General features: G+C 70.8%; 21 protein-coding genes, 1 tRNA gene and 1 riboswitch. Of the genes, 13 read left to right on the top strand and 9 right to left on the bottom strand.

Annotated elements, in window-relative coordinates; translation table 11 throughout:
* Position 1 precedes the first annotated feature (1 nt).
* On the top strand, positions 2 to 1,399 hold the full coding sequence (locus tag O7542_RS25605; RefSeq protein ID WP_043327620.1) for a serine/threonine-protein kinase: 1,398 nt from the start codon (positions 2 to 4) through the stop codon (positions 1,397 to 1,399).
* A complete protein-coding gene (gene pknB / locus O7542_RS25600; RefSeq protein ID WP_113972300.1) occupies positions 1,396 to 3,231 on the top strand; it encodes a Stk1 family PASTA domain-containing Ser/Thr kinase in 1,836 nt (611 codons plus the stop codon). The genes O7542_RS25605 and pknB overlap by 4 nt, the downstream gene beginning before the upstream one ends.
* A 152-nt stretch (positions 3,232 to 3,383) precedes the next feature.
* Here the strand turns inward: pknB and O7542_RS25595 are convergent, their stop codons facing one another.
* Genes O7542_RS25595 through O7542_RS25580 form a run of 4 tightly spaced genes read right to left on the bottom strand, consistent with a single transcriptional unit; the run spans position 3,384 to position 6,942 of the window.
* On the bottom strand, positions 3,384 to 4,034 hold the full coding sequence (locus O7542_RS25595; protein WP_064448127.1) for an aminodeoxychorismate/anthranilate synthase component II: 651 nt from the start codon (positions 4,032 to 4,034) through the stop codon (positions 3,384 to 3,386).
* Positions 4,035 to 4,039: 5 nt separating this feature from the next.
* Complete coding sequence (locus O7542_RS25590; protein ID WP_030500496.1) at positions 4,040 to 4,312, bottom strand: hypothetical protein; 273 nt, start codon at positions 4,310 to 4,312, stop codon at positions 4,040 to 4,042.
* Between the two features lie 3 nt (positions 4,313 to 4,315).
* A complete protein-coding gene (locus tag O7542_RS25585; protein ID WP_281605311.1) occupies positions 4,316 to 6,139 on the bottom strand; it encodes a class E sortase in 1,824 nt (607 codons plus the stop codon).
* On the bottom strand, positions 6,136 to 6,942 hold the full coding sequence (locus tag O7542_RS25580; RefSeq protein WP_043327617.1) for a DUF881 domain-containing protein: 807 nt from the start codon (positions 6,940 to 6,942) through the stop codon (positions 6,136 to 6,138). Before O7542_RS25580 ends, O7542_RS25585 begins: the two co-directional genes overlap by 4 nt.
* A 230-nt stretch (positions 6,943 to 7,172) precedes the next feature.
* Between O7542_RS25580 and O7542_RS25575 the strand changes: the two genes are divergently transcribed.
* The 5 genes from O7542_RS25575 to O7542_RS25555 all read left to right on the top strand — a co-directional run bounded on the left by O7542_RS25575 (position 7,173) and on the right by O7542_RS25555 (position 13,438).
* Positions 7,173 to 7,436, top strand: a complete 264-nt coding sequence (locus O7542_RS25575) for a cell division protein CrgA (protein WP_209963882.1) — start codon at positions 7,173 to 7,175, stop codon at positions 7,434 to 7,436.
* A gap of 179 nt (positions 7,437 to 7,615) precedes the next feature.
* Positions 7,616 to 9,814 (top strand): (Fe-S)-binding protein, encoded by a 2,199-nt coding sequence (locus O7542_RS25570; RefSeq protein WP_281605310.1) that lies wholly within the window; start codon positions 7,616 to 7,618, stop codon positions 9,812 to 9,814.
* A gap of 138 nt (positions 9,815 to 9,952) precedes the next feature.
* Entirely contained in the window at positions 9,953 to 11,260 is a 1,308-nt protein-coding gene (locus O7542_RS25565; protein WP_043327614.1) for a hemolysin family protein, read from the top strand.
* Complete coding sequence (locus O7542_RS25560; RefSeq protein WP_064447992.1) at positions 11,253 to 12,257, top strand: hemolysin family protein; 1,005 nt, start codon at positions 11,253 to 11,255, stop codon at positions 12,255 to 12,257. The genes O7542_RS25565 and O7542_RS25560 overlap by 8 nt, the downstream gene beginning before the upstream one ends.
* A 170-nt stretch (positions 12,258 to 12,427) precedes the next feature.
* On the top strand, positions 12,428 to 13,438 hold the full coding sequence (locus tag O7542_RS25555) for a C40 family peptidase (protein WP_064448126.1): 1,011 nt from the start codon (positions 12,428 to 12,430) through the stop codon (positions 13,436 to 13,438).
* A gap of 65 nt (positions 13,439 to 13,503) precedes the next feature.
* Here O7542_RS25555 and O7542_RS25550 read toward each other — a convergent pair whose 3' ends face one another.
* Positions 13,504 to 15,537, bottom strand: a complete 2,034-nt coding sequence (locus O7542_RS25550) for a peptidoglycan recognition family protein (RefSeq protein WP_064447991.1) — start codon at positions 15,535 to 15,537, stop codon at positions 13,504 to 13,506.
* Positions 15,538 to 15,775: 238 nt separating this feature from the next.
* Positions 15,776 to 15,913, top strand: a riboswitch (cyclic di-AMP (ydaO/yuaA leader).
* A 13-nt stretch (positions 15,914 to 15,926) separates the two neighbouring features.
* Between O7542_RS25550 and O7542_RS25545 the strand changes: the two genes are divergently transcribed.
* Positions 15,927 to 16,958 carry a C40 family peptidase gene (locus tag O7542_RS25545; RefSeq protein WP_043327611.1) on the top strand — a complete coding sequence of 344 codons (1,032 nt, stop codon included), beginning with the start codon at positions 15,927 to 15,929 and terminating at the stop codon, positions 16,956 to 16,958.
* Between the two features lie 64 nt (positions 16,959 to 17,022).
* Here O7542_RS25545 and dcd read toward each other — a convergent pair whose 3' ends face one another.
* Positions 17,023 to 17,601 carry a dCTP deaminase gene (gene dcd / locus O7542_RS25540; RefSeq protein WP_043327610.1) on the bottom strand — a complete coding sequence of 193 codons (579 nt, stop codon included), beginning with the start codon at positions 17,599 to 17,601 and terminating at the stop codon, positions 17,023 to 17,025.
* A 78-nt stretch (positions 17,602 to 17,679) separates the two neighbouring features.
* Between dcd and O7542_RS25535 the strand changes: the two genes are divergently transcribed.
* The gene (locus O7542_RS25535) at positions 17,680 to 18,225 is read left to right on the top strand and encodes a pyridoxamine 5'-phosphate oxidase family protein (RefSeq protein ID WP_064447989.1); all 546 of its coding nucleotides are present in this window, start codon (positions 17,680 to 17,682) and stop codon (positions 18,223 to 18,225) included.
* A gap of 72 nt (positions 18,226 to 18,297) precedes the next feature.
* Here O7542_RS25535 and O7542_RS25530 read toward each other — a convergent pair whose 3' ends face one another.
* Entirely contained in the window at positions 18,298 to 19,290 is a 993-nt protein-coding gene (locus tag O7542_RS25530) for a zinc metalloprotease (protein ID WP_043327608.1), read from the bottom strand.
* A 267-nt stretch (positions 19,291 to 19,557) separates the two neighbouring features.
* Here O7542_RS25530 and O7542_RS25525 point away from each other — a divergent pair.
* A tRNA-Gly gene (locus tag O7542_RS25525) sits at positions 19,558 to 19,631 on the top strand.
* A 51-nt stretch (positions 19,632 to 19,682) separates the two neighbouring features.
* Here the strand turns inward: O7542_RS25525 and O7542_RS25520 are convergent.
* Both O7542_RS25520 and O7542_RS25515 read right to left on the bottom strand, forming a co-directional pair.
* Positions 19,683 to 19,979: a tyrosine-type recombinase/integrase gene (locus O7542_RS25520; protein WP_281606506.1), complete on the bottom strand. Its 297-nt coding sequence runs from the start codon at positions 19,977 to 19,979 to the stop codon at positions 19,683 to 19,685.
* Positions 19,980 to 20,659: 680 nt separating this feature from the next.
* Complete coding sequence (locus tag O7542_RS25515) at positions 20,660 to 21,409, bottom strand: NYN domain-containing protein (protein ID WP_064447980.1); 750 nt, start codon at positions 21,407 to 21,409, stop codon at positions 20,660 to 20,662.
* 502 nt (positions 21,410 to 21,911) lie between these two features.
* Here O7542_RS25515 and O7542_RS25510 point away from each other — a divergent pair.
* The 3 genes from O7542_RS25510 to O7542_RS25500 all read left to right on the top strand — a co-directional run bounded on the left by O7542_RS25510 (position 21,912) and on the right by O7542_RS25500 (position 23,244).
* The gene (locus O7542_RS25510; RefSeq protein WP_064447979.1) at positions 21,912 to 22,220 is read left to right on the top strand and encodes a hypothetical protein; all 309 of its coding nucleotides are present in this window, start codon (positions 21,912 to 21,914) and stop codon (positions 22,218 to 22,220) included.
* Positions 22,213 to 22,605, top strand: a complete 393-nt coding sequence (locus O7542_RS25505; RefSeq protein ID WP_043327605.1) for a hypothetical protein — start codon at positions 22,213 to 22,215, stop codon at positions 22,603 to 22,605. Before O7542_RS25510 ends, O7542_RS25505 begins: the two co-directional genes overlap by 8 nt.
* Before the next feature lie 219 nt (positions 22,606 to 22,824).
* Entirely contained in the window at positions 22,825 to 23,244 is a 420-nt protein-coding gene (locus tag O7542_RS25500; RefSeq protein ID WP_043327604.1) for a hypothetical protein, read from the top strand.
* The last annotated feature ends 68 nt before the right edge of the window (positions 23,245 to 23,312 follow it).

Here is a 23,312-nt window from a genome sequence, read left to right as displayed (position 1 = left end):
CGTGCTGAGCCCGGGGGTGAAGCTCGGCAACCGCTACCGCCTCGACGAGCGGATCGCCAGCGGTGGCATGGGCGACGTGTGGCGCGGCACCGACCAGGTGCTGGGCCGTACCGTCGCGGTCAAGAGCCTGCTCCCCGCGCTGCTGGACGAGCCGGGCTTCGCCGAGCGGTTCCGCGGCGAGGCGCGGACCATGGCGACCATCAACCACCCGGGCGTGGTCGACGTCTACGACTTCGGCAGCGACCAGCACATCGCGTTCCTGGTGATGGAGTACGTCGAGGGCGACGCGCTCTCGGCCACGCTCAGCCGGGTCGGCCGGCTGACCCCGGCGCGGACCATGGCGCTGCTGGCCCAGGCCGCCGACGCGCTGCACGCGGCGCACGAGAAGGGCATCGTGCACCGCGACGTGAAGCCCGGCAACCTGCTGGTCCGGCCGAACGGCACGCTCGTGCTCACCGACTTCGGCATCGCCCGCTCCGAGCTGGTGGGCCAGCTCACCGCCGCCGGCTCGGTGCTCGGCACCGCCTCGTACATCTCGCCCGAGCAGGCCACCGGCGCGGTGGCCACGCCCGCCTCGGACGTCTACGCGCTCGGCGTGGTCGCGTACCAGTGCCTCGCGGGCCGACGCCCCTTCGAGGGGGACAACCCGCTCGAAATCGCCATGAAGCACGTTCGGGAGACGCCCCGGGCGCTTCCGGCCGACATCCCGCCGCAGGTCCGGGCCATCGTGGAGCGGGCCATGGCGAAGGACCCTTCCGCCCGCTGGCCCAGCGCCGCCGCGCTGGCGAGCATCGCCCGGCAGGCCAAGCTCGCGCTCTCCCAGGCGGCCCGCGCCGGACGGCCCATCTCGGCCGCGCCCGCCTCACCGGCCGCACCCGTCGCACGCGCTCAGGTGCCGACCGCTCCCCGGCCGCAGCCACCGGCCGCCGCCGCGCATCCGCAGCCCCGTCCGCCGGTCTCCCCGGCCCGTCCGCCCGTTTCGCCGGCCCGCCCGCCGGTGACGCAGCGCCCGGCCGTGATCGCCCACCCGGCCCCGATGCCCCGCCCGCCGGTGGCGCCGCGTGGCGCGGCACCCGTACCGCAGCGGCCCGTGCCCCAGCACAACCCCATGCCGTACGCGCGCCCGGCCGCGCCGCCTCCGCCCCGGCGCTCCCGGTCCGGGCTCTGGACGACGGCGATCGTGGTGGCCGTGCTGGTCATCCTCTGCTCGGGCGTGATTTCGTTCCTGTACCGGAAATACGGTGCTACCGCATCCGCTCCGGCGAGTGTGAGCGTGACCTCCGGCGCGGTGCGGCCGCACGGAGGCGACTATCCGGTCCGCACGTCGTACCGTCGTGAGGTACGCCTCCTGCCGGCCGACGGCGGTACGACGACGAGCGAAGGACGAGACACGCGATGACAGCGCAGGCCCGCCTGCTCGGTGGCAGGTATCAGGTCGGCGAGCTGCTGGGCTACGGCGGCATGGCCGAGGTGCACCGCGGCCGCGACCTCCGGCTCGGGCGGGATGTCGCGATCAAGATGCTCCGTGCCGACCTGGCCCGGGATGCCACCTTCCAGATGCGGTTCCGCCGCGAGGCCCAGAACGCCGCCTCGCTGAACCACCCGGCCATCGTCGCCGTCTACGACACCGGTGAGGAAACCGGCCCGACGGGCGAAACCCTGCCGTTCATCGTGATGGAGTTCGTGAACGGCAGGACGCTCAAGGAGGTCCTCGGCGTCGAGGGGCGGCTCCAGCCGCGCCGGGCGCTGGAGATCTGCGCCGACATGTGCGCGGCGCTGGAGTTCAGCCACCGGCACGGGATCATCCACCGGGACATCAAGCCCGGCAACGTGATGCTCACCCAGACCGGCCAGGTCAAGGTGATGGACTTCGGCATCGCCCGCGCGCTGGCCAGCGGCGCCACCACGATGACGCAGACCAGCGCGGTCATCGGCACCGCACAATACCTCTCTCCCGAGCAGGCGCGCGGCGAGGCGGTCGACGCCCGCTCCGACGTCTACGCGGCCGGCTGCGTGCTGTTCGAGCTGCTCTGCGGCCACCCGCCGTTCGTCGGCGACAGCCCGGTCAGCGTCGCGTACCAGCACGTGCGGGAGCAGCCGCCGACGCCGAGCACGATCAACCCGGACGTCAACCCGGCGGTCGACGCCATCGTGCTCAAGGCGCTGTCGAAGAACCCGCTCAACCGCTACCAGAGCGCCGGTGAGATGCGGGCGGACCTGCTCCGCGCCGCTGCCGGCCGGCCGGTGCTGGCCACCCCGGTGATGCCGGCCGAGGAGACCATGCCGATGGGCGCCGCCGCGGGCGGCTACCAGCAGGCGCAGCAGACCCAGATGATGGGCCCGCAGACCCGCCCGCAGCCGGTGGCGCGGGTCGGCGATCCGGGCAAGCGAAAGAGCTCGTCCTGGGTCATCGCGGCGTTCGCCGCGCTCGGCGTGCTCGCGGTGATCGCGCTGGGGACAGCGCTCTGGCTCAACCAGGCCGGCAACGAGAAGGTGTCGGTGCCCCAGCTGGTGGGCCGGTCGGCGGACGACGCGAAGGCCGCGCTCACCCAGGCCGGGCTGCGGTACGGCACAGGCGATCCGGTGCAGAACACCACCTGCGAGAAGGGCTCGGTGGTCGAGCAGAGCCCGACGTTCGGCCAGCGGGTGGACAAGGACACCGAGGTCACCGTCAAGGTCTGCACCGGTCCGGGCCAGGTGACCGTCCCCACCGGGCTGAAGGGCAGTACCTACAACGCCGCGAAGGACCGACTGACGGAACTTGAGCTGGTTCCCGTTCGCGAGGATGTCAACGACAGCGCGCCGGAGGGTCAGGTCATTTCCGTCTCGCCCACCGAGGGCAGCTCGGTCGCCGAGGGCAGCAAGGTGACGCTCAAGGTCTCCAAGGGCAACGTCGGCGAGGTGCCGACCGTCATCGGCTACACCGAGGAGCAGGCGACACAACAGCTCAAGGAGGCCGGCTACACGGTCCGGGTCCGGGAGGGCAACGAGGTCGACCCGTCCCAGGCGGGCAAGGTCAGCAAACAGTCGCCGGCCGGCAAGACGAAGCTGGCCAAGGGCGAGCGGGTGACCATCGAGGTCGACGTGCCGCGCGAGGACGAGGAGCCGACCAGCCCGACGCCGAGCGGCAGCCCCAGCACGACGCCGACCACGCCGGGCGGTGGCGGCGGCAACGGCGGCGGCAGTGGTTTCCCGTTCCCGACCATCGCGCCCAGCCGTACCGAACGCTGAGCATCACCTGACCGACGACGCGGCGGCGTCCCCGATCCCGGGGCCGCCGCCGCGCCCGTCCCAGCGCCCGCCCCTTCCCCGTCGATCATGAACTTGACGGCGACAAATCGGGCGTCGAACGCCGTCAACTTCATGATCGTCGGGGCGAGCGGTCAGGCTGCGGCGAAGGCGGCCCGGCGGCGGGCGTCGACCTCGGCGGCCAGCTCCGGGGCACGCTCCAGCGCTTCCGGGAAGCCGCAGGCGGCCAGCCAGTTCGCCAGCATGAGGTGACCGCCCTCGGTCAGCACCGACTCCGGGTGGAACTGCACGCCCTCGATCGGCAGCGTCCGGTGCCGCATCGCCATCACCACGCCGGAGCCGGTCCGGCCGGTGACCTCCAGCTCGTCCGGCAGCGTCTCGGGCAGTACGGCGAGCGAGTGGTAACGGGTGGCGGTGAACGGGTCGGGCAGGCCGGCGAGCACGCCCACGCCGTCGTGGCGTACCTCGGAGGTCTTGCCGTGCAGCAGTTCCGGCGCGCGCGCCACTGTGGCGCCGAACGCCTCGCCGATCGCCTGGTGACCGAGGCAGACGCCGAAGATCGGGAGCTTGCCGGCGTACTCGCGGATGACGTCCAGGCAGATGCCGGCCCGGTCCGGGCTGCCCGGACCGGGCGACAGCAGGATGCCACCGGCGCCCGCCCGGCCCACCTCGGCGACGTCGATCTCGTCGTTGCGCCGTACGTCGCAGTCGGCCCCGAGCTGGCCGAGGTACTGCACGAGGTTGAAGACGAACGAGTCGTAGTTGTCGATCACCAGGACACGCATCGGGGTCACCTGTTCGGGGTGGGGGGCGGGGCGTTGTTCGTCTCGGTGCTGTACGGCAGCTCCTCGTCGCCGGGCAGCCCGGTCGGCTCGGTGAGCCCGCCGTCACCCGGTACGCCGGAGTCCTGGGTGACCTGCACGTCGTCGAAGGGCAGCAGCGGCTCGGCCCACGGGAACACCACGAACCAGAGCAGCGCGACGGTGGCGGTGGCCAGCAGCAGCGAGCCGATCAGCTTTCCGGGCAGCCCGAAGGGAAGTTTCCGCCAGATCCAGGAGTACACGGCTCACGTCTCCAGTTCGGCCGGGCGGCCCGCCGACTTGGCCTGGACGGTGTCCAGCCGGGCGTGGATGATCAGCCGCTGGTAGTTGTCGAACTTCGGGTTGCAGGTGGTGAGCGTGAGCAGCTTCTCGGTGGGCTTCTGGCCCGGCTTGCCCGGCACCGGCGCGACCACCTCGACCTGGGACGGCTTGACGATGCGCTGCTCGTACACGCGGTAGACGAGCCAGTCGGTGCGGGTCTCGACCACTATGGCGTCGCCGGTCTTCAGCTCGTCCAGCCGCCAGAACGTGGAGCGGATCCGGTGGCCCGCCACGGCGAAGTTGCCCACCTCGCCGGGCATGGCGCTGTCCGGGTATCGGCCCGGGGCGTACCGGATGTCGTTGGGGGTGACCCCCTCGACCACCACCCAGTGCTTGTCGAACTTGGGGATGTAGAGGCCGGCGACCGGTTTTCCGTTGGCCGGCGGCTTCGGCTTCACGGTCGGCCCGGTGGTCGGGGCGACCGTCGGGTCCGCGCCCCACTCCTGGGCGAGCTGGCTGTTCAGGTCGCTCTGGTGGGCGTCGACGATGACCGCCTTGCCCCAGATCTCGTAGCCGGCGAAGAGGAGCACCACCAGGCCGAACGTGATGAGCAGTTCGCCGGCGCCGCGTACGACGGTGCGCAGCCGGGAGCCGGCGCTGGGGCGGGTCAGCTCGGAGTAGACGCTCCGGTAGCCCTCGCCGGTCTGCTCGGGCCGCAACTGCACCACCCGCTCGCCGCGCCGGGGGCGGGGCGGCTCGGCCGGTGGCTCGTCGCCGCTGTCCGCCGCGTCCGGCGCCGGAGGCACCGCGCCCATCAGCCCGGTGGCGTCCATCCGGGGGTCCGCGGGCGGCCGGGTGACGGCGGGCAGCACCGCCGTCGCTCCCGGGTCGGCCGGCGGGGTCCGGTCCGCGTCGGCCGGGCCGCCGAACCGGGGTACGCCGGGCGCACCGGCCGCCTGCCGTCCCTCGCCCCCCGGCGTACGTCCTCCGTTCTCCCACGGCTGCGGGCCGGTGTGCGGCGGCTGGGCCCCGCGCACACCGCGTTCCGGCGGGAGCGCGCCGCCGGCCGGGCGGGCGGGATTCTGGTGCGCCGCCGGTCCGTACGCGCCCGGCCGCATCTGCCGCTCACCCGTCCCGGGCGGGGCATCGCCGGGTCGCGTCCGGCGTTCACCCGCCGGGGGTGGGACGTCGCCCGGTCGCGTCGTGCGTTCGCCCGTCCGGGGCGGCACGTCGGCCGGCGTGGCGGGACGCATCCCGGGCCCGCGCTGGGGCGCGGCCGTGTGCTGCGGTGGACCGCCCGGCTGGCCGGTGCCGGGTCCGGCCGGCCCGGCGAAACGCGCCGGGCCGGGCCCGCCCGCGCCCGGACGGCCGGGCGATCGGTGCGCCGACTCGGGGATCCCGTCACCGGAAGGCTGGAACCCGGACTCGGGAACTCTGCCACCGGAGGGCTGGAACCCGGATTCGGGAATCCCGCCGGCGGAGGGGCGGAACCGCCTGTCGGCCTCGACGTGGTGCGGGCCGACCGGCGGATGGGCCTGGTTGCCCGGCCAGGGCGGCGGAGCGGACCGTGGCGGGCCGGGCGGTGGCGGGGCGGTCGACGGTGGGGCGGTCCGTGGCGGGGCGGGCGTCGGTGGGAACGGGCCCCGTCGCGCCGGAGAGGTGTGCGACGGTCCGGCGTCGGGCCAGGGCAGGTCGAGCGGGGGCGGCGACGCCGGGGCGGGGGCCGGGCGCTCGACCTTGGGGAGGAACGCGGTGGGCTCCTCCTGGCGGTCGTGGCCGCGGCGGTCCCGGGGGTCGCCGCCGCTCACCGGGGCACCGTCGCCGACTGCAACGCGGTGGAGTCCTCGAACGCCGGCACGGTGACTGTGGAGACGCGCTCGACGTAGCCGAGTTGGTAGTGCTCAGCCACTTCCTTGAACACCCGCACTCCCTCAGAGGCGGCGAGCGCCCGCTGGAGTTCCGCGGGGTCGCCGATTGCCACGATCTTGAAAGGAGGGGAGTACACCCGGCCGTGCAGCAGCAGGGTGTTACCGACGCAGCGTACCGCGCTGGTGCTGAGCACGCGGACGTTCATGATTGACATGGCCTCCGCGCCGCCGGCCCAGAGCGCGTTGACCACCGCCTGGACGTCGCCCTGGTGCACGACCAGGTCGTCGTTGCTGGCGCCCTTGGGCAGCGGCTGGTCGGGCCGGCGGTCGGCGTCGTTCAGCTCGACCGTCACGCCGCTGCCGGTGAGCGCGGTGAACCCGGCGGCCTGCCGGCTCGCGGCGGCCCGGTCCCGTTCGGTCTTGATCGGCCCGTCGGCGCCGGCCAGCGCGGCGGTCTGCTCCTCCACCTCGGTGCGGAGCCGGGCGGCCTTCGCCTCGCTCGCCGCCACCTGCTCCCGGCGGTCCTCGATCAGCTGGGTGAGCTGGGGACGACGGTCCTCGCGCAGCGGCGTGCCGCCCGCGGTGGTGGCGGTGGTGGTGAACAGCAGCCCGGCCGCGGCGGCGATCAGGGGTACGCCGATCGACCAGCCCGGACGGCGCTGGCGGGCGCGCCGGGGCAGCAGGGCGGCTGCCGCGCGGCGGAGGACCTTCTGCCAGGAGGCGGCGCCGGACGTGTACTCCACCGGGCGTTCCCTTTCCCGTCGTCTCGTTCCGGCTCGCGCCGATGCGAACCGACCTGATCGACCCGGAAAGTCCGCTCTTTCCGGTTACTGAGTGCACCGGCCTGGCCCCATTCGTGGCCTGGACGGTCCGTCGGGACTACGCTAGCTGTCGAACATTATTGGCCATGGACCGTCGCCCTCGCGCCCGGTTGTCAGGCCGGACGAGGTCGTACCCCCCTCTGGAGAGCGTCGTGCCCAAGTCTCAGGTCCGCAAGAAGAAGGTGTACACCCCGCCCACGGACGTTCGTCCGACGGCGACGGCGTCGACGCGCAAGCCTAGCCCGGTCTGGCTGCCGGTCACGGCGGTCGCGCTGATCGTGATCGGCATCGGCTGGCTGGTGCTCTACTACCTGTCCGAGCAGGCGTACCCGGTCGCCACCTGGGGTTACTGGAACCTCGCTGTCGGCTTCGGCGCGATGGTCTCCTCGCTGATCCTGCTCTCCCGCTGGCGCTGAGCCGGCCGCCCGTCGACCCGGCGTAGGTCACGCCACGCCGCCCCTGCCAGGCGCTTCGTCGCCGCTACACCTAAGGTGTGCGCAGGGCGGCGTGGCCTGGTGCGAGAAGACTCACGTTACTGCTGGGTAACCTTGCGCGTAGGCTGCACGGACAAGCAGCAGACCGGGAGGCCAACTCGATGGGCAGCGTCCAGATCGTCACCACGATCCTCGCGGCCGCCATCACCGCTGTCGCGGTGTGGCTTGCGGTGCGCGCGGTCATGAAGATGACCGCCGTCATCCGGCTCGGTCAGCCCGCGCCGGAGCGCTTCGGCGACAAGGGCGCGCGTACCAAGAAGATGCTGGTGGAGACCGCAGGTCACACCCGCATGCTGAAGTGGAGCGTGGTCGGCGCCGCTCACTGGTTCGTGATGGTCGGCTTCATCGTGCTGTCGCTGCTGGTGCTGGAGGCCTACTTCGAGGTCGTCTCGACCGGTGGCGGGTTGCCGATCATCGGGCACTGGACGATCTTCGGCCTGGTCACCGAGTGGATCGGCATCCTCGGCCTGGCCGGCATCCTGGTACTGATGGCGATCCGCCTGCGCAACCGGCCGGGCCGCGCGGAGAACCGCTCCCGGTTCACCGGTTCGAGCATGTGGCAGGGCTACTTCGTCGAGTGGGTCGTCCTGCTGGTCCTGATCTTCGGGTTCGTGATCCGGGGCTTCAAGGTCGCCACCGACCACTTCGAGTACCCGGTCTGGGCCGCCCCGCTCAGCCACGCGATCGGCTCGGTCCTCCCGAACTGGGAGGCCGGCGTCAGCGTCGCCGCGCTCATCAAGATCTGCATCTCGATGACCTGGCTCATCGTGATCTCGCTGAACGTCACCATGGGCGTGGCCTGGCACCGCTTCCTGGCCTTCCCGAACATCTTCTTCAAGCGCGACCCGGAGAAGCCGGCCGGCTCGGGCCTCGGCCCGCTGCGCCCGATGACCAGCGAGGGCAAGCCGCTGGACTTCGAGGAGGCCGACCCGGAGAAGGACCAGTTCGGCGTCGCCCAGGTCGAGCAGTTCAGCTGGAAGGGCCTGCTCGACTTCAGCACCTGCACCGAGTGCGGCCGCTGCCAGTCGCAGTGCCCGGCCTGGAACACCGGCAAGCCGCTGTCGCCGAAGCTGCTGGTGCTGAGCCTGCGCGACCACGCGTACGCCAAGGCGCCCTACCTCCTGGCCGGCGGCGGCAAGGACCTCGCCGGCGAGGAGAAGGCGACGCAGGAGCAGCTGGCCGGCGTCGACGTGCTCGCCATGGCCGAGGCCGACCGGCCGCTTATCGGCACCGCCGAAGAGGGCGGCGTCATCGACCCGGACGTGCTCTGGTCCTGCACCACCTGTGGCGCGTGCGTCGAGCAGTGCCCGGTGGACATCGAGCACGTGGACCACATCGTCGACATGCGCCGCTACCAGGTGCTGATCGAGTCGAGCTTCCCGTCCGAGGCCGGCGTCATGCTGCGCAACCTGGAGAACAAGGGCAACCCGTGGGGCGCCCCGCAGAACACCCGCGAGGACTGGACCAAGGGCCTCGGGTTCGAGGTGCCGCGGGTCGGCGAGGTCGACGACTTCGAGTACCTGTTCTGGGTCGGCTGCGCCGGCGCGTTCGAGGACCGGGCCAAGAAGACCACCCGTGCGGTCGCCACGCTGCTCAACGAGGCGGGCGTCTCCTTCGCCATCCTCGGCGAGGGCGAGACCTGCTCCGGTGACCCGGCCCGCCGCATCGGCAACGAGTTCGTCTTCCAGATGCTCGCCCAGCAGAACGTCGAGACGCTGAACGAGGCGTTCGAGGGCCGGGAGAAGAGCAAGCGCAAGATTATCGCCACCTGCCCGCACTGCTTCAACACGCTCGGCAACGAGTACGGCCAGCTCGGCGGCGAGTTCGAGGTCGTGCACCACACCCAGTTGCTGGCCCACCTGGTCAGCGCCGGCAAGCTCACCCCGGTGCAGCCGGTGGACGGCGGCGTCACCTACCACGACCCGTGCTACCTGGGCCGCCACAACCGGATCTTCGCCGCGCCGCGTGAGGTGCTCGGCGATTCGATCCAGGGCGAGCTGACCGAGATGCCGCGTAACAGCGAGCGCTCCTTCTGCTGCGGCGCCGGCGGCGCCCGGATGTGGATGGAGGAGAAGATCGGCAAGCGGATCAACGTGGACCGGGTCGAGGAGGCCATGTCCACCGGGGCGAAGACCATCGCGGTCGGCTGCCCGTTCTGCTCGACGATGCTGAACGACGGCGTGAACGGCAAGGGCGCGGGCGAACAGGTCGAGGTGGTCGACGTGGCCAGCGTGCTGCTGCGCTCGGTCAAGCCGGAGGCCCCGGCCGGTGAGCCGGAGGTCGCGCCGAGCGCGAGCTGAGGCGTACCCCGGCAGAAGCCGGACCACGACGGCGGCGGCACCCGTGCGGTGCCGCCGCCGTCGCGCGCCACGGGGGCCCACCGTCGGCGCTCGCGTGCCACAATCACGCCCATCGACGGCCTTCTTCTTCTGACGCTGTTGCCCCTGGTCGGTTTCGTGCTGCTGACCGCCGGCAACGCCTTCTTCGTCGCGGCCGAGTTCGCCCTCGTCACCGTGGACCGGGCGGAGATCGACAGGCGGGCCGGCGAGGGCGACGGCCGGGCCGCCACGGTACGCCGCGCGCTGCGCGAACTGTCCTTCCAGCTCTCCGGCGCGCAACTCGGCATCACCCTCACCGCGTTGCTCACCGGCTACCTCGCCGAACCCGCGCTGGCCCGGATCTTCGCCCCGCTGCTGCATCCGCTCGGCGGCGCGGAACGCTTCTCCGGCCTGCTCGCGCTGGCCCTCGCCACGCTCATCTCGATGCTCTTCGGCGAGCTGGTGCCGAAGAACCTGGCGCTGGCCCGCCCGATGCCGGCGGCGCTCGCCACCGCCGCGCCGATGCGCGCGTTCTCCCGCATGTTCGGCTGGCTGATCCGGCTGTTGAACGAATCAGCCAACCGGCTGGTGCGCCGCCTCGGCGTGGAGCCGCAGGAGGAGCTGGCCAGCGCCCGCTCCCCGGAGGAGCTGGGCCTGCTCGCCGCCATCTCGGCGCGGGCCGGCGCGCTGCCGCCGGACACCGCGATGCTGCTGCGGCGCACGATCCGCTTCGGTGACAAGCGGGCCGCCGAGGCGATGACGCCCCGGGTGGACGTGACAGCGCTGCGCGCCACCGCGTCCGTCGCCGACCTGCTGGACCTCTCCCGGCAGACCGGCCGGACCCGGTTCCCGGTCTACGAGGAGACGCTCGACCTGGTCACCGGCGTCGCCGGGGTGCCCGACGCGCTGGGGGTGCCGCTGGCCCGCCGGGCCGTCACCTCGGTGGCCGCGGTGGCCCGGGAACCGGTGTACGTGCCGGAGAGCCTCAACCTGAACGGGGTGCTGGCCGCGCTGAAGGCCGCCGGGGCGGACCTGGCGATCGTGGTGGACGAGTACGGCGGCACCGACGGCGTGGTGACGGTGGAGGACCTGGTCGAGGAACTGGTCGGGGAGATCGCCGACGAGTTCGACCCGGACGCGGTCGACGACGCCGGGCCGGTGGAGCTCACCGTGCCGGGCGGCGAGCGGACCGTCCTGGCCGACGGCGTGCTGCGCGCCGACGAACTGGTCGAGCAGACCGGGTTCCGGCTGCCCGACGGGCCGTACGAGACGCTGGGCGGCTTCCTGATGGCGCGGCTGGGCCACATCCCGGTGCCGGGCGAGACGGTCGACGAGGCCGGGTACGAGTTCACGGTGGTGGAGGTCGACCGGCACCGGATCGAGCAGGTGCGGGTGGTGCGCCCCGAGGAGCCCGACGACGGTGCCTGAGCTACTCGTGGCGGTGGTGTTGCTGCTCGGCAACGCGTTCTTCGTGGGCAGCGAGTTCGCGCTGATCGCCTCCCGCCGTACCGTGATCGAACCGCTTGCGGCGACGTCGAAGCGGGCCCGGTGGGCGCTGGCCGCGATGAACCAGATTCCGCTGATGATCGCCGGAGCGCAGCTCGGCATCACCGTCTGTTCGCTCGGCCTCGGCGCGATCGCCGAGCCGGCGCTGGCCCACCTGCTGGAGGGGCCGTTCGCCGCGCTGGGGATGCCCGCCTCGGCGGTGCACCCGGTGACCTTCGTCATCGCGCTGGCGGTGGTGGTGTTCCTGCACACGGTGGTCGGCGAGATGGTGCCGAAGAACATCACGCTGGCCGGTCCGGAGCCCTCGGCGCTCTGGCTCGGCCCGGCCATGCTGGCGTTCTGCCTGGTCACCAAGCCGCTGCTGCTGGCGATGAAGTGGGCGTCCCGGCAGGTCCTGCGGTGGTGGCGGGTGGAGGCGACAGACGCGGTGAAAACCGTGTTCACCGCCGAGGAACTGGCCGGGCTGGTCTCGCAGGCGCGTACCGAGGGGTTGCTGGACGCCGAGGAGCACGCCCGGATCACCGGCGCGTTGGCCCTGCACAGCCGTACGGCGGCGGACGCGCTGCAACAGTGGTCCACTGTCACCACAGTCGCCGAGGACGTCTCACCGGCGTCGCTGGAGGTGCTGGCGACCCGCACCGGCCGGTCCCGCTTCCCGGTGGTGCAGCGGTCCACCCGCCGGGTGCTCGGTTTCGTGCACGTGAAGGACGTGCTCGGGTACGCCGGCGCGAGTCGCCGGGCCCCCGTGCCGGCCGCTGTCTACCGGCCGCTGGCGGTGGTGCCGCCGGACCGTACGCTCGCCGACCTGCTGCTCGCGATGCGCCGCGAACGCCGCCACATGGTGCTGGTCAGCGACGGACGGCGGCCGATGGGCGTGGTGACGCTCGACGACGTATTGACAGCCATCGTCGGAAGATGAAATGAATACCCTTGGTGTGCAATCGATTGCGGATACGTGATTGAACAAACGGTCGCCTTGATTCCACCGGACGCCTTCCCTAATGTGGGGCACCGACCGCTGTGGGTCGTCTGCCTCGATCTTCCCTCTCGCGAGGCGCCCGGCGGTCGGTTGCAAAGGAGTCCGTGCCGGTGGCAACCACGCCCCCTCAACGTCACGCCCCGAGCGCTCCACCCGGCCGACGTGCCGGGTTCCACCGGATGGCACGCCGTCTGGTCACCCTGGTCGCGGCCGCCGCGGTCGGCGCCGGGATGCTGACGGCTCCGGCGCACGCGGCGCCGTCGGTGGACGAGATCGACGCGCAGATCGACAAGCAGTGGGAGCAGCTCGAACCCACCATCGAGCAGTTCAACAAGGTCCGCTCGCAGCTTCGCGCCAACCAGAAGAAGTCCAAGGCGCTGAAGGACAAGATGGTGCCGCTGGAGCTGGCCTCCACGCTCGCCATGAACAAGGTCGGCGACATCGCGGCCCGCTACTACATCCAGGGCCCGTCGCAGGAGCTGGGCGCGCTGCTGGTGAGCACCAAGCCGGGCACGCTGGCCGAGCAGCTGGTCATGCTGGACCGGATCGCCGACGACCAGCGCCGTCAGATCGCCGGTGTGCTCAAGGTGCGGGACGAGTACAACAGGCAGAAGGAGAAGCTCGACGAGCTGATCGAGCTGGAGACCAAGCAGCAGAACGACCTCGCGGCGAAGAAGAAGCAGATCGACTCGGAGATCAAGCGACTCACCGCGATGCTGCCGGTGACCTCGATCCGCCCGGCGGGCTGCCCGAAGATCGACGGCGTGGTGAGCAGCGCCGCGCGTACCGCGATCGCGACGGCGTGCGCCCAGGTCGGCGACCCGTACGTGTGGGGCGCCACCGGCCCGAACGCGTTCGACTGCTCCGGCCTCACGCAGTACGCGTACAAGGCGGCGGGCATCTCGCTCACCCACTTCACCGGCGCGCAGTGGAACGAGGGCCGCAAGGTGTCCCGTTCCGAGGCGCGCCCGGGTGACCTGGTGTTCTTCGGCTCCGATCTGCATCACGTCGGGCTCTATCTCGGCAACGGGGTGATGGTGCACGCGCCCCGGACAGGCAAACCGGTCCAGGTGTCGAGCATCAACACCCAGCCGCTCGCCGGCTTCGTCCGGGTCACCTGACCTCGGTCACACCGAAAGGCCCCCGGTCCGCATGGACCGGGGGCCTTCGCGTTCTCGGGGAGGGGTCAGCGCGGCGCGCCGACCGGGGACGGCAGGATCAGCACGTCGTCCAGGTTCACGAACATGATCCGGTGGCCGAACTGGACCTGCACGTACTGGTTCTTCCCGCGTACCACGGTCCGGTCACCCGGCGCGGAACCGTCGAACGAGACCGCCCGGTAGTACTCGCCGGGCAGCACCCCGCCGACCGCGTACCGCTGGCCGGCGGCGAACGTGTACTGCAGCGGAGAGATGGCCTGGTACGGGATGGTGTCCGGGTAGGCGGACTGCTCCGGGTAGGCGCGGCCGTACACCGGGATGGTGGCCTTGCCGGGCCGCGGGGTCACCACGAAGCCGGTGGCCCACTTGGCGGTGGGCGCGGAGGCCGGGTTGTGGAACCACGCCTTCTGGCCGAGGTACCAGATCGCGGTCCAGTCGCCCTGCCGGCCGGCGAGCGCGTACGTCTGGCCGGCCGAGGCGCGGGCGCCGTGGTCGGAGATGTACATGGTGTCCGGCGTGCCGTCCGGGCGCAGCCCGAGGTCGTTGACGAGCGGGGCGTCCGGGCTCGGCGCGGTCCGCAGGATCACCGCGGAGGAGCCGCGCGAGGGGCACGGCTGCGCCGGCGGGGTGGGCGTCGGGACGCCCGGCGGCTGCTGGTTGCAACCGGTGAACGCGGGCCGGTTGGTGGCGAAGTCCGGGTCGATGGTGACCAGGCCGGTCTTCGCCGTGCCGGTGCCGCGGAACGGCGCCTTCATCAGGTCGAAGTAGTGCGACCAGTCCCAGTAGGGCCCCGGGTCCCAGTGCATGCCGCCCACGTTGGCGGCGGTGATGCCGGGCACGTTGTCGTGGCCGATGATGTGCTGCCGGTCCATCGGGATGCCGAACTTCAGCGCCAGGTGGCGGACCAGCTTGGCGGAGGTGCGGTACATCGCCTCGGTGTACCAGGTGCCCTGGCCGGCGAAGCCCTCGTGCTCCAGGCCGATGGACTTGGCATTGACGTACCAGTTGCCGGCGTGCCAGCCGACGTCCTTGGTCTTGATGTGCTGGGCGATGTAGCCGTCCACCGAGCGCAGCGTGTAGTGCCAGCCCAGGTAGTCGGCCCGCTTCACCAGGTCGACGCTCGGGCCGAAGTAGCCCTCGGTGTCGTGGATGACGATGTACTCGATCTTCTGCTGCTTCGGCCGGTCAGCCAGGTCGTGGTTGCCGTAGTCGCCCGGGTCGTCGCTGAGCTGCTCGTAGGGCGCGGGAATCCACTCGCAGGCCAGCCGGACCGGGCACTCCAGCCCGTCCGGCCGCTGCGCGGTGCGCAGGCCGAGGCGGGCCAGCCGGGAGCGGTCCGGCTTCGCGGCGGTGGCGGCGAGCGTGACCCGCTGGCCGTCGTCGGTGGTCCGGGTGGCGCCCTGGCCGAGCTGGTCGTAGACCTCGTCGGCGAAGGCCGCCGCCGCGTCGGCGGTGTCCGCGCCGGAGTAGCGGGCCACCGCGGCGTACCAGGCCGCCGGGTCGGTGCCGGCGCCGACCGGCCCGCCCAGAGCCTTCTGGTACGACGACAGCAGCGCCGCGCCGCCGCGGATGTTCGCGGCCGGGTCGGTGCGCAGCGTCCCCGCGTCCAGCCCGGTGAGCGCGGCGGCCGCGTCGAGCGTCTGGAGCGAGGCGCTCGGCAGCGGCGTCTCCCGCGTCGGCGCGGCGGCGGTGGCCGGGTCGAGCTTCAGCGGCCGGGAGTCGTCGCCGCGCGGGTCCTCGTCCTCGTCGACGTGGGCGCTGCCCGGCGTGGCGAGGATGTGCGCGGCGTCGGTCAGGTGCATCGGGCCGTAGCCGCCGCTGGTGCTGGGCTGACCCGGGTGGGTGTCCCAGCGGGACTCCAGATAGGAGACACCGAGCAGCACGTTCTGGGGCACGCCGTACTCGGCCGCGGCGGCGGCGTATTGTTGTTGCCGGTCGCTCGCGGGCGCGGACGTGTCCGGCGCGGCGGTAACCGGGCCGGTGGTCGCCAGCGCGGTGGCCGTGGCCACGGCGGCGGCGAGCAGTATCCGTCTGCCCGACGGCGGGGCGGAGAGATGCATCGAACCTCCTGGACAGGGATGGGGGTCACTGCGTTTCCACCCTCACTCCGCACACCCGCGACGGTCAATACCTTTCCAGTAAGTAATCAGTCGTGAAAGAAAATTTCACCTCCGTGCGCGGTGTGGCGCTGGATCGCGTACGGAGTGTCACGGCGCTGGAAGTTGCGGATCGATAACGGTGGTCCCTACTCTGGTGAATCGTCGGCCGCACGTCTCACCGTCCAACCCGGTCGGTGACGGTCCGACACCGCCGAGTCGCCTCCGGGCGAGCCGGGGAACCAGGTACCTGGGGTGAATCCGCAGCGCTGCTGCGGTAGGGCGGCTCCCTTCCCGCCCGAATCCGTCAGCTAACCCGGTAGGCGGTACGGAAGAAGGAGTACGGACGCCCGGTGGCACTCCATGCCCCGCGGCCGTCGTCGAACCGGTCGGTCGACCGGTCCAGCGCCGCGCCGCGTTCCCGCTGGTCCCGCTTCACCACCGCCCTCGCCGCACTGGTCGGCACCGCCGTCGTACTGACCGGCGGCGCCACTGCGGCACACGCCGAACCCTCGGTCGCCGAGATCGAGGCCCAGATCGACCGCGACTGGAACAAGCTCGAACCGGTCATCGAGCAGGTCAACGACGTACGCGAGCAGCTCGCCGCGCGGCGCAGGCAGGCCGACGCGCTCGGCCGCCAGATCGCACCCCTCCAGGCGCGGGTGGACGCCGCGCTCGGTCAGGTCGGCGGCCTCGCCGCCGACGCCTACAAGGCCGACAACCTCTCCACGGTCAACGCGCTGCTCGGCAGCCGCTCACCCGGTGACCTGGTCGACGGCCTGGAGCTGCTCGACCGCTTCGCGCACCGCCAGCACGAGCAGGTGCGCTCGGTCGCCGCGCTGCGCGACGAGCTGGCGGCGAAGAAGAAGCCGCTGGACGAGATGATCGCCGGCCTGGCGCGCACCGAGGCCCAGCTCGCGGCGAAGAAGAAGCAGATCGACGCCGAGATCGCCAAGCTGGAGAAGCTGCGGCTCAAGGTGTACGGCAAGGGCGGCGGCGGCCCGCTGCGCCCGGCGCCCTGCCCGGCCGGCTATCCCGGCGGCCCGGCCGGAGCGGCGGTGAAGTTCGCCTGCGCCCAGATCGGCAAGATCTACGTCTGGGGCGCCGCCGGCCCGGACCACTTCGACTGCTCGGGCCTCACCATGGCGGCCTGGGCCAAGGGCGGCGTCTCGCTGCCGCACAGCGCACGCCAGCAGCACGGCGTGACGAAGCGCATCAGCCGGGCCGAGCTGCGCGCCGGCGACCTCGTCTTCTACTACAGCGACCTGCACCACGTGGCGATGTACGTGGGCGACGGCTGGGTGGTGCACGCCTCCCAGTCCGGCAAGCCCATCACGATGAAGCGGGTCGACGACGGCGACATCAACAGCTACGGCCGCGTGTAAGGAAGGGCCCCCTCTTAACGCCTCCGGTAGAGGAGGGGGCCCTTCTTAACAACTGCGGGCGGCGTCAGCGCGTCGGCCAGGTGCGCCAGCTCTGCCAGGACCGGCTCGGCGTCGGGCCGCGCTGCCCCTGGTAACGCGAGCCGTAGACGGCCGAGCCGTACGGGTGCTCGGCCGGCGAGGAGAGCCGGAAGATGCAGAGCTGGCCGATCTTCATGCCGGGCCAGAGCGTGATCGGCAGGTTCGCCACGTTCGACAGCTCCAGCGTGACGTGGCCGGAGAAGCCGGGGTCGATGAAGCCGGCTGTCGAGTGGGTCAGCAGCCCCAGCCGCCCCAGGCTCGACTTGCCCTCGAGCCGGCCCGCGAGCTGGTCGCCCAGCGAGATCACCTCAAGCGTGGAGGCGAGCACGAACTCGCCCGGGTGCAGCACGAACGGCTGGCCCTCGGGCACCTCCACCATCGAGGTGAGGTCGTCCTGCTGGACCGACGGGTCGATGTGTGTGTAGAGGTGGTTGTTGAAGACCCGGAAGAGCCGGTCCAGGCGTACGTCGATGCTCGACGGCTGCACCAGCGTGGGCTCGAAGGGCTCCAGCGCGAGCGTGCCGGCCTTGATCTCGGAGATCAGGTCGCGGTCGGAGAGCAGCATCGGAACACCATAGCGACCGGTATGGGTGACCTGCGTGTCGCACTACTTCTTCGTACACGTGTTCGATAGGATGTCCGCATGGCTTCCTGGTCCGAATTCGCCGCCGACGAGCCCCGCCTCGCCGGCGAGATCCGCCTCCTGATGCAGCAGTACGGGCCGGGCTTCGGCTACCTCGCCACGGTCCGCGCCGACGGCGGCCCCCGCGTCCACCCGGTCTCCCCGGTGTTCACCGACGACGGCCTATGGTGCTTCGTCATCGACTCGCCGAAGCGCCGCGACCTCGAACGCGACGGCCGCTACGCGCTGCACTCGTTCCCGCCCGAGGAGAGCGACGACGAGGCGTACGTCGCGGGGCGCGCGCGGCCGGTGACCGACCCGGCCACCGTGACGCGGCTGGCCCGGATCGCCCGCGCGTCGCCACATGGTGACTGGCGGCTGTTCGAGTTCACAGTCGAGGCGGCGATGCTGACCCGGCGCGACCCTGTCGCCCAGCCCGGCGCCGCTCCGCCGCAGGTGCGGGTGTGGCTCGACCCGCTCGGGGCCGAACCGGCCCGGCGTGAGCCGGTGGGCGCGGAGGGCCGGCGCGGCCGGCACGGCTTCGACACCCGCCGCCCGGCCGCCTGACCCCGACCCCGAAACGAGCGGTGCCGGCCCCGTCCGAGGACAGGGCCGGCACCGGTACGCGGTACGAGGCGGTCAGGCTGCGCGGTAGGCGTTCCACGCGGTGAGCATGCGGCTCGCCTGGCCGGCGGTGAACTGGTACATGCAGGAGTCGTACGTGTAGTCCATGAAGTTGGTGATCGGGTCCTTGCCGGCGGTCGAGCAGGTGTCGCGGCCGGTCGGGCACTGGTACGCCGGGGACGCCTCGGCCGGGGTGTCGGAGACGCTGTCGCCCGAGCCGGAGCAGCCGCCCTGGAAGGTGTGGTAGAGGTTCAGCCAGTGGCCGACCTCGTGGGTGCCGGTGTCACCCTGGTTGTAGTTGGTGGCGGTGCCGCCGGGCAGCGACTCGTTGAGCACGACCACGCCGTCCATCTTGTCCAGCGTCCGCTTCGGGAACGTCGCCCAGCCCAGCAGGCTGTCGCTCAGCTCGCCGAGGTAGATGTTCAGCGTGTTCTTGCCGCCCTCACGCAGCGAGGTCTTCATCGAGCGCTCGGCGGAGGAGCCCTGCACGATCGGGTACCACGACGGGTTGGTCACCCGGTTGATCTTCGTGAGCTGGAAGCCGAAGGCGGTGGCGGCGCCGCCGGTCGAGCCCGCGTACGACTGGTTCAGCACGGTGATCTGCTGGTTGATCATCGAGTCGGTGATGTTGCCGCCGGCCCGGGTGCTGTTCTCCTGGATGACGTGCACGACGACCGGGATCGTCACGGTGGCCAGCGGGGTGACCGCGCCGGTCCGGAAGTTGGCCCGCTCGCGCTGCGCGGCGGCGAGGTCGGCCTCCCGGTCCTGGACCTGCTTGGCGGTCAGGTGGTTGGGGTCGAGCTTGGCGTTGCCGCCCTTCGCGACGCGAGCGTTCGCGTGCTCGTCGGCGTGGGCGTCAGCAGGCTCGGCGCAGACGCCGGCCGGGGCGGCCGAGAAGGCCGAAGCAGCGGGAACGACGCCGACGGCGGCGGTGCTGAGCAGCAGCGCGAGGGTCGACGTCGCGACACCGGCGGTACGCCGGGTCAGCAGGTTGGGACGGAGTCCCATGGGCCCACCTCTTTCTGACGGCGTGCCAGGGGGTGTGTCACGCCGGTGCGGAAACGTGGGGCAGACGTTACATCCCATCGATGCATTTGAGAATGCCCATACGTTTCCGACGTGCAACTTCGCGCCTGCCGGCGCCGGTGAGTGCTTGATCCACTCCAGTTCGGGGAGGTGGCTGGGTCAACCGCCCGCCGATGCCGCCACCTCGCCGAGGTGGCGCGCGCACCTGAGTGCACGGGGGTGGGGGGCTTCAGGTAGAGTGGTGCCGCTGCGGGTGTAGTTCAATGGCAGAACATCAGCTTCCCAAGCTGACAGTGCGGGTTCGATTCCCGTCACCCGCTCCAACGTGAGGCCCCAGCTCAGGACAGCTTTCCTGGCTGGGGCCTCGTTCGTTGCTACCGCTTCTTGCGCTGGCCGTGCCCGCTACGTGCCCGATCACGGCCCTTCTTGATCTGCTCGCTGAGCCCGCTCGCGATGTGCTCGTCGCGCTCCTTGGCGGTGTGCTGGTAGATCAATGCCGCGCGAGTCGAGGCGTGACCCATCCTGGCCATGAGGTCGGCAAGGCTCGCCCCGGTCCGGGACGCCAGGGTATTACCGGTGTGCCGCAGGTCGTGGAAGTGGAAGCCGGGCAGGCCAGCCGCAGCCACGCAGTCACGCCACTTGCAGGCGGTCTGGAAGTTGGAGCGGCGCAGGACAGCACCCTTCGCGCCGGTGAAGACGAGCGCGTCCTGGTCCTCGTCGCGAAGTCGTCCAGGTGTGGGCGGATGTCACGGCGGATCGCGTCGGGAATGGTGACGGTCCGAATGTCGGCATCGGCGACTGGGCCTGCCGGGGGAGGGGCCGTTCGTGCGTCAAGTCCGTCTTGAAGTTGGCGGGTCGGGCAGCGGCCTGCCCCCGCGAGGCCGGGTCGACGGCAGAAAGTCCGGATGGCGAGGATAAGCAGAGTGACGAATGTCACAAATTTCCCCGGCGTGTCGCGTCTTTGAAGCACCCGGCCCCGACTAGGCTCCGGCGCTCAAAGGCTAGGATAGCTAGCCGGAGCCTAGTCGGGGCCGGGTGCGCGGGACTTGACAGCATCCACTACGCTCAGGCCGTCGCTCCGCGATGCTTGCACCCAACGGGCGGCCTGAGCGTAGTGGATGCTCCCTCTTTCGCCCTCTTGTCGCAGGCTCCTGTAGGCCGGTTTGGTGCGAAGCGAACCCCCGCCTTGCCGGCCCTGGCGGTTGCATACCCGCAGGTCAGAGCGTGGAAGCGTCGAGGGGTTGGGTGCTTCGGCCCAAAAAAAACCCGGCCCCTCTAGGGGAACCGGGTGGTATATGCGGTGAACTGTAGCGCAGCCTAGTTCGACCTGCAACCGAGACAGACTATAGAGCTACCAGCCGGCTGGGCGCGCGTAGGTGCCGGCAGGGCTCACTACAGGGTCACTGAGCTGACAGGCTTGGAGGTCTCCCGCCGTGAGCTGCTTCCACCAGTGGCTGCCGACCCCGTCCCCTCGTTGTCCCTTCAAGGCTCCTGCCAGGTAGTTCCGCGAGGGGTTAATCGTGCCGACGGGGACGAGTGTCCTCGCATATGACACCGGAAATTTAAGATCGCTGTCGTTGGAGATCACGAGGGCCGCGTCTACCTGCGACGTGAGTACGTCGACCAGGAGGTGGGAAGCCACGTTGACGTCGGAACCCTTTTCCTCTCGGTGGGCGTACGACACCATGAATGTCGCGTTTTGTACTGGATTGCCCTGCGCGTCCTGAACCATGATCGGCCACTGCGAGGTTACGAGCTGGGGGCCTGCGCTGCGGCTCTGGGCCTTTACTGCAAGCGGGGCGTACTTCACGCGAGAGACATAGCTGCCGTACTCGATGAGGTCGACGCTCGATGACGCCATCAGAGCCTTGAGGTAGATGTCTTGATCGATGAAGCCCGAGGGGTTGCTAGCCGCGTCGATTACAGCAGTGCAGTAGACGATTCGGTGCGCCTGAGCACCAGCCCAGGTCGGCACGTTGGCTAGCAGGCGCTCTGCAAGGGCCCGGATGTCGAGCCAGCGCCAGCCAGGGGTTCCCTGTCCGCATAGCCCTCGGCCACCGTAGTAGAGGTTGTACCCATCGACATACACTCCAACGCGCACCGGCGAACGCTACCAGTAACGAGCCGGAGTCTTCGACTCTCACGTGCCCGTGGCATGCCCGTTCGGGCGGCCAACAGAGGTCAAGGCGAGGTTCCAGGCAAGGGCCGCCAGTCCAATCACGGTCAAATAAAAAGTACAAAGACTGCCATCTATTCGTGATTGAGCCTGATTCCCAAGCTGACAGTGCGGGTTCGATTCTCGTCACCCGCTCCAGCGTGAAGGCCCTGATCAGGACGTCAGTCCCGGTCAGGGCCTTCGATGTTCCACGAGTGCGGGCCCGGTGGTCCGCCCGGCGGCAAGCCGCCGACAGCCGACGGGTTGCCACGCCCGCATCGGGCAGACAGTCGATCGCGGCCAGGCAATGACGATCGCCAAGGTGGCTGGCGGCCGTCGAGCTTTCGGCGATCGGCTGCCGCACCGGCTACGCCGGCTTGCCCTCGGCCCTCCGGCCTCACCCACACCGCACCGGAACTGACCGCTCAGCGCCGCCTACGCTGTCGCGATGGACGCGGGCAGGGTGTGGCGGCTGTACCGCCGGGGCGAGCTGGCCGGCGAGATCGATGAGCAGACTCACGACTTCCCGTGGACGTACGGCCGATTCCGTCCGCTGCCTGCATTCGAGCCGCTGCGTCCGCTCTTCGTCGCCCGGAACGCCGCCCTCGACGCGGCCGATGACGAGGCCATGATCCGGATCGACGACGAGATTCGGGTCGCCCTCACGATAACCCACCCGGACGGCCACCAGGTGGCCGAGTTTCTTCTCAGCATCGAGGGCGACGAAGCCGGCGCCTATGGTTCTGCACATGAGTGAGAACGCGTTCGTCTTCCCGGCCGTGTCCAGGGCGGACGTGTTGCGGCTCCTGGGTTCCCTCGGTGAGACCCAGTCTGATCAGTGGGTCGCGCCGGGCTCGGTCTTCCTCTGGCTGGTGGAGGAACACCGTGACCTGTACCTCGACTGGGAGCGCGAGATGGTGGCGGAGTTGGAGCGCGTTGTCGGCGAGCGGCCGCCGTGGGCGGTCCAGGTGAACTACCGGTTGTCGCGGCGGCAGGACGCAGTGGCAGCGATCCGGACGCTGCTCGGACGCGGTGGCGTCGCAGTGGACGACTTCGTCGGTCACGTCTGGACGGTCCAGGAAGTCGAGACCGATTCCGTCGTTCGTGGTGGCAGATTCGGCGAGCCGCCGGTTCGCACCTGACGTGCGGACGAGATAGGGCTGCTGACCCCGGCGAGCAGGGCGGTGAGCATCGGGAGAAGCGGCTTATGGTTGAGACGCAGGCCGGCGAGATCGGACGTCGCGAACCAGACCACGGCGTCGTGCTCGTCCGGCGTCCTGCGAGCCGTCGCGAGGCCGCTGCTTGTCGGCCGTCGTCGGTACGATCGCAAGATCCCCATCTGTTGATTAACGGAGAGAACCGTGCAACTGCGCCTGAAGTACGCGCCCGTCCCGGAGAACGCAGCCCGGTTCGCTGGCGACATCGTGGTGTCAGCGGCCCAGGTCAGCGGTGTGCACCTGGACTACACGCCGGACAGCCTGGCATCCGTGGACGCCATCCTCGACGGCTTTCGGGCCGAGGGCCTCATGGCTGGGCAGGTGGCGGAGACCCTCTTCGGCTTCGGTTGCTACGTCGGCGAGGTGTTGAACCGGCATGCCGGTGGACGGTGGCGCGCAACGGCGGCAGACGAACTGACCGTCGTCGGGTGGCCTATGGTGGTGGAGCTCGGCGGGCAGCGCTGGTGCAATCCGATCGCGAAGGCCTTCAAGCGATTGGAGAACGGCCCGGAGGACAGCCTCCGGTACTTCTATGCCGTGTTCGCACCGAGCGGAGCCCGCTAGGGAGGGCGCCGTAGCGCTGATCTCGCCCCCACCGTCGGCGGATCGACTGACACAATGCGGCGTGCGCT

The organism is Micromonospora sp. WMMC264 (assembly GCF_027497275.1).
In the GTDB taxonomy this organism is placed as follows: domain Bacteria; phylum Actinomycetota; class Actinomycetes; order Mycobacteriales; family Micromonosporaceae; genus Micromonospora; species Micromonospora chalcea.
The sequence above is the reverse complement of the archived record's forward strand: the minus strand, read 5'-3'. Positions and strand labels throughout refer to the sequence as shown.

What these genes read in the sequence shown, in the direction of transcription:
- pknB (WP_113972300.1), top strand. Translation starts at nt 1,396, where the DNA reads ATGACAGCGCAGGCCCGCCTGCTCGGTGGCAGGTATCAGGTCGGCGAG.
- O7542_RS25595 (WP_064448127.1), bottom strand. Translation starts at nt 4,034, where the DNA reads ATGCGTGTCCTGGTGATCGACAACTACGACTCGTTCGTCTTCAACCTC.
- O7542_RS25570 (WP_281605310.1), top strand. Translation starts at nt 7,616, where the DNA reads ATGGGCAGCGTCCAGATCGTCACCACGATCCTCGCGGCCGCCATCACC.
- O7542_RS25550 (WP_064447991.1), bottom strand. Translation starts at nt 15,537, where the DNA reads ATGCATCTCTCCGCCCCGCCGTCGGGCAGACGGATACTGCTCGCCGCC.
- dcd (WP_043327610.1), bottom strand. Translation starts at nt 17,601, where the DNA reads ATGCTGCTCTCCGACCGCGACCTGATCTCCGAGATCAAGGCCGGCACG.
- O7542_RS25535 (WP_064447989.1), top strand. Translation starts at nt 17,680, where the DNA reads ATGGCTTCCTGGTCCGAATTCGCCGCCGACGAGCCCCGCCTCGCCGGC.
- O7542_RS25530 (WP_043327608.1), bottom strand. Translation starts at nt 19,290, where the DNA reads ATGGGACTCCGTCCCAACCTGCTGACCCGGCGTACCGCCGGTGTCGCG.
- O7542_RS25510 (WP_064447979.1), top strand. Translation starts at nt 21,912, where the DNA reads ATGGACGCGGGCAGGGTGTGGCGGCTGTACCGCCGGGGCGAGCTGGCC.
- O7542_RS25505 (WP_043327605.1), top strand. Translation starts at nt 22,213, where the DNA reads ATGAGTGAGAACGCGTTCGTCTTCCCGGCCGTGTCCAGGGCGGACGTG.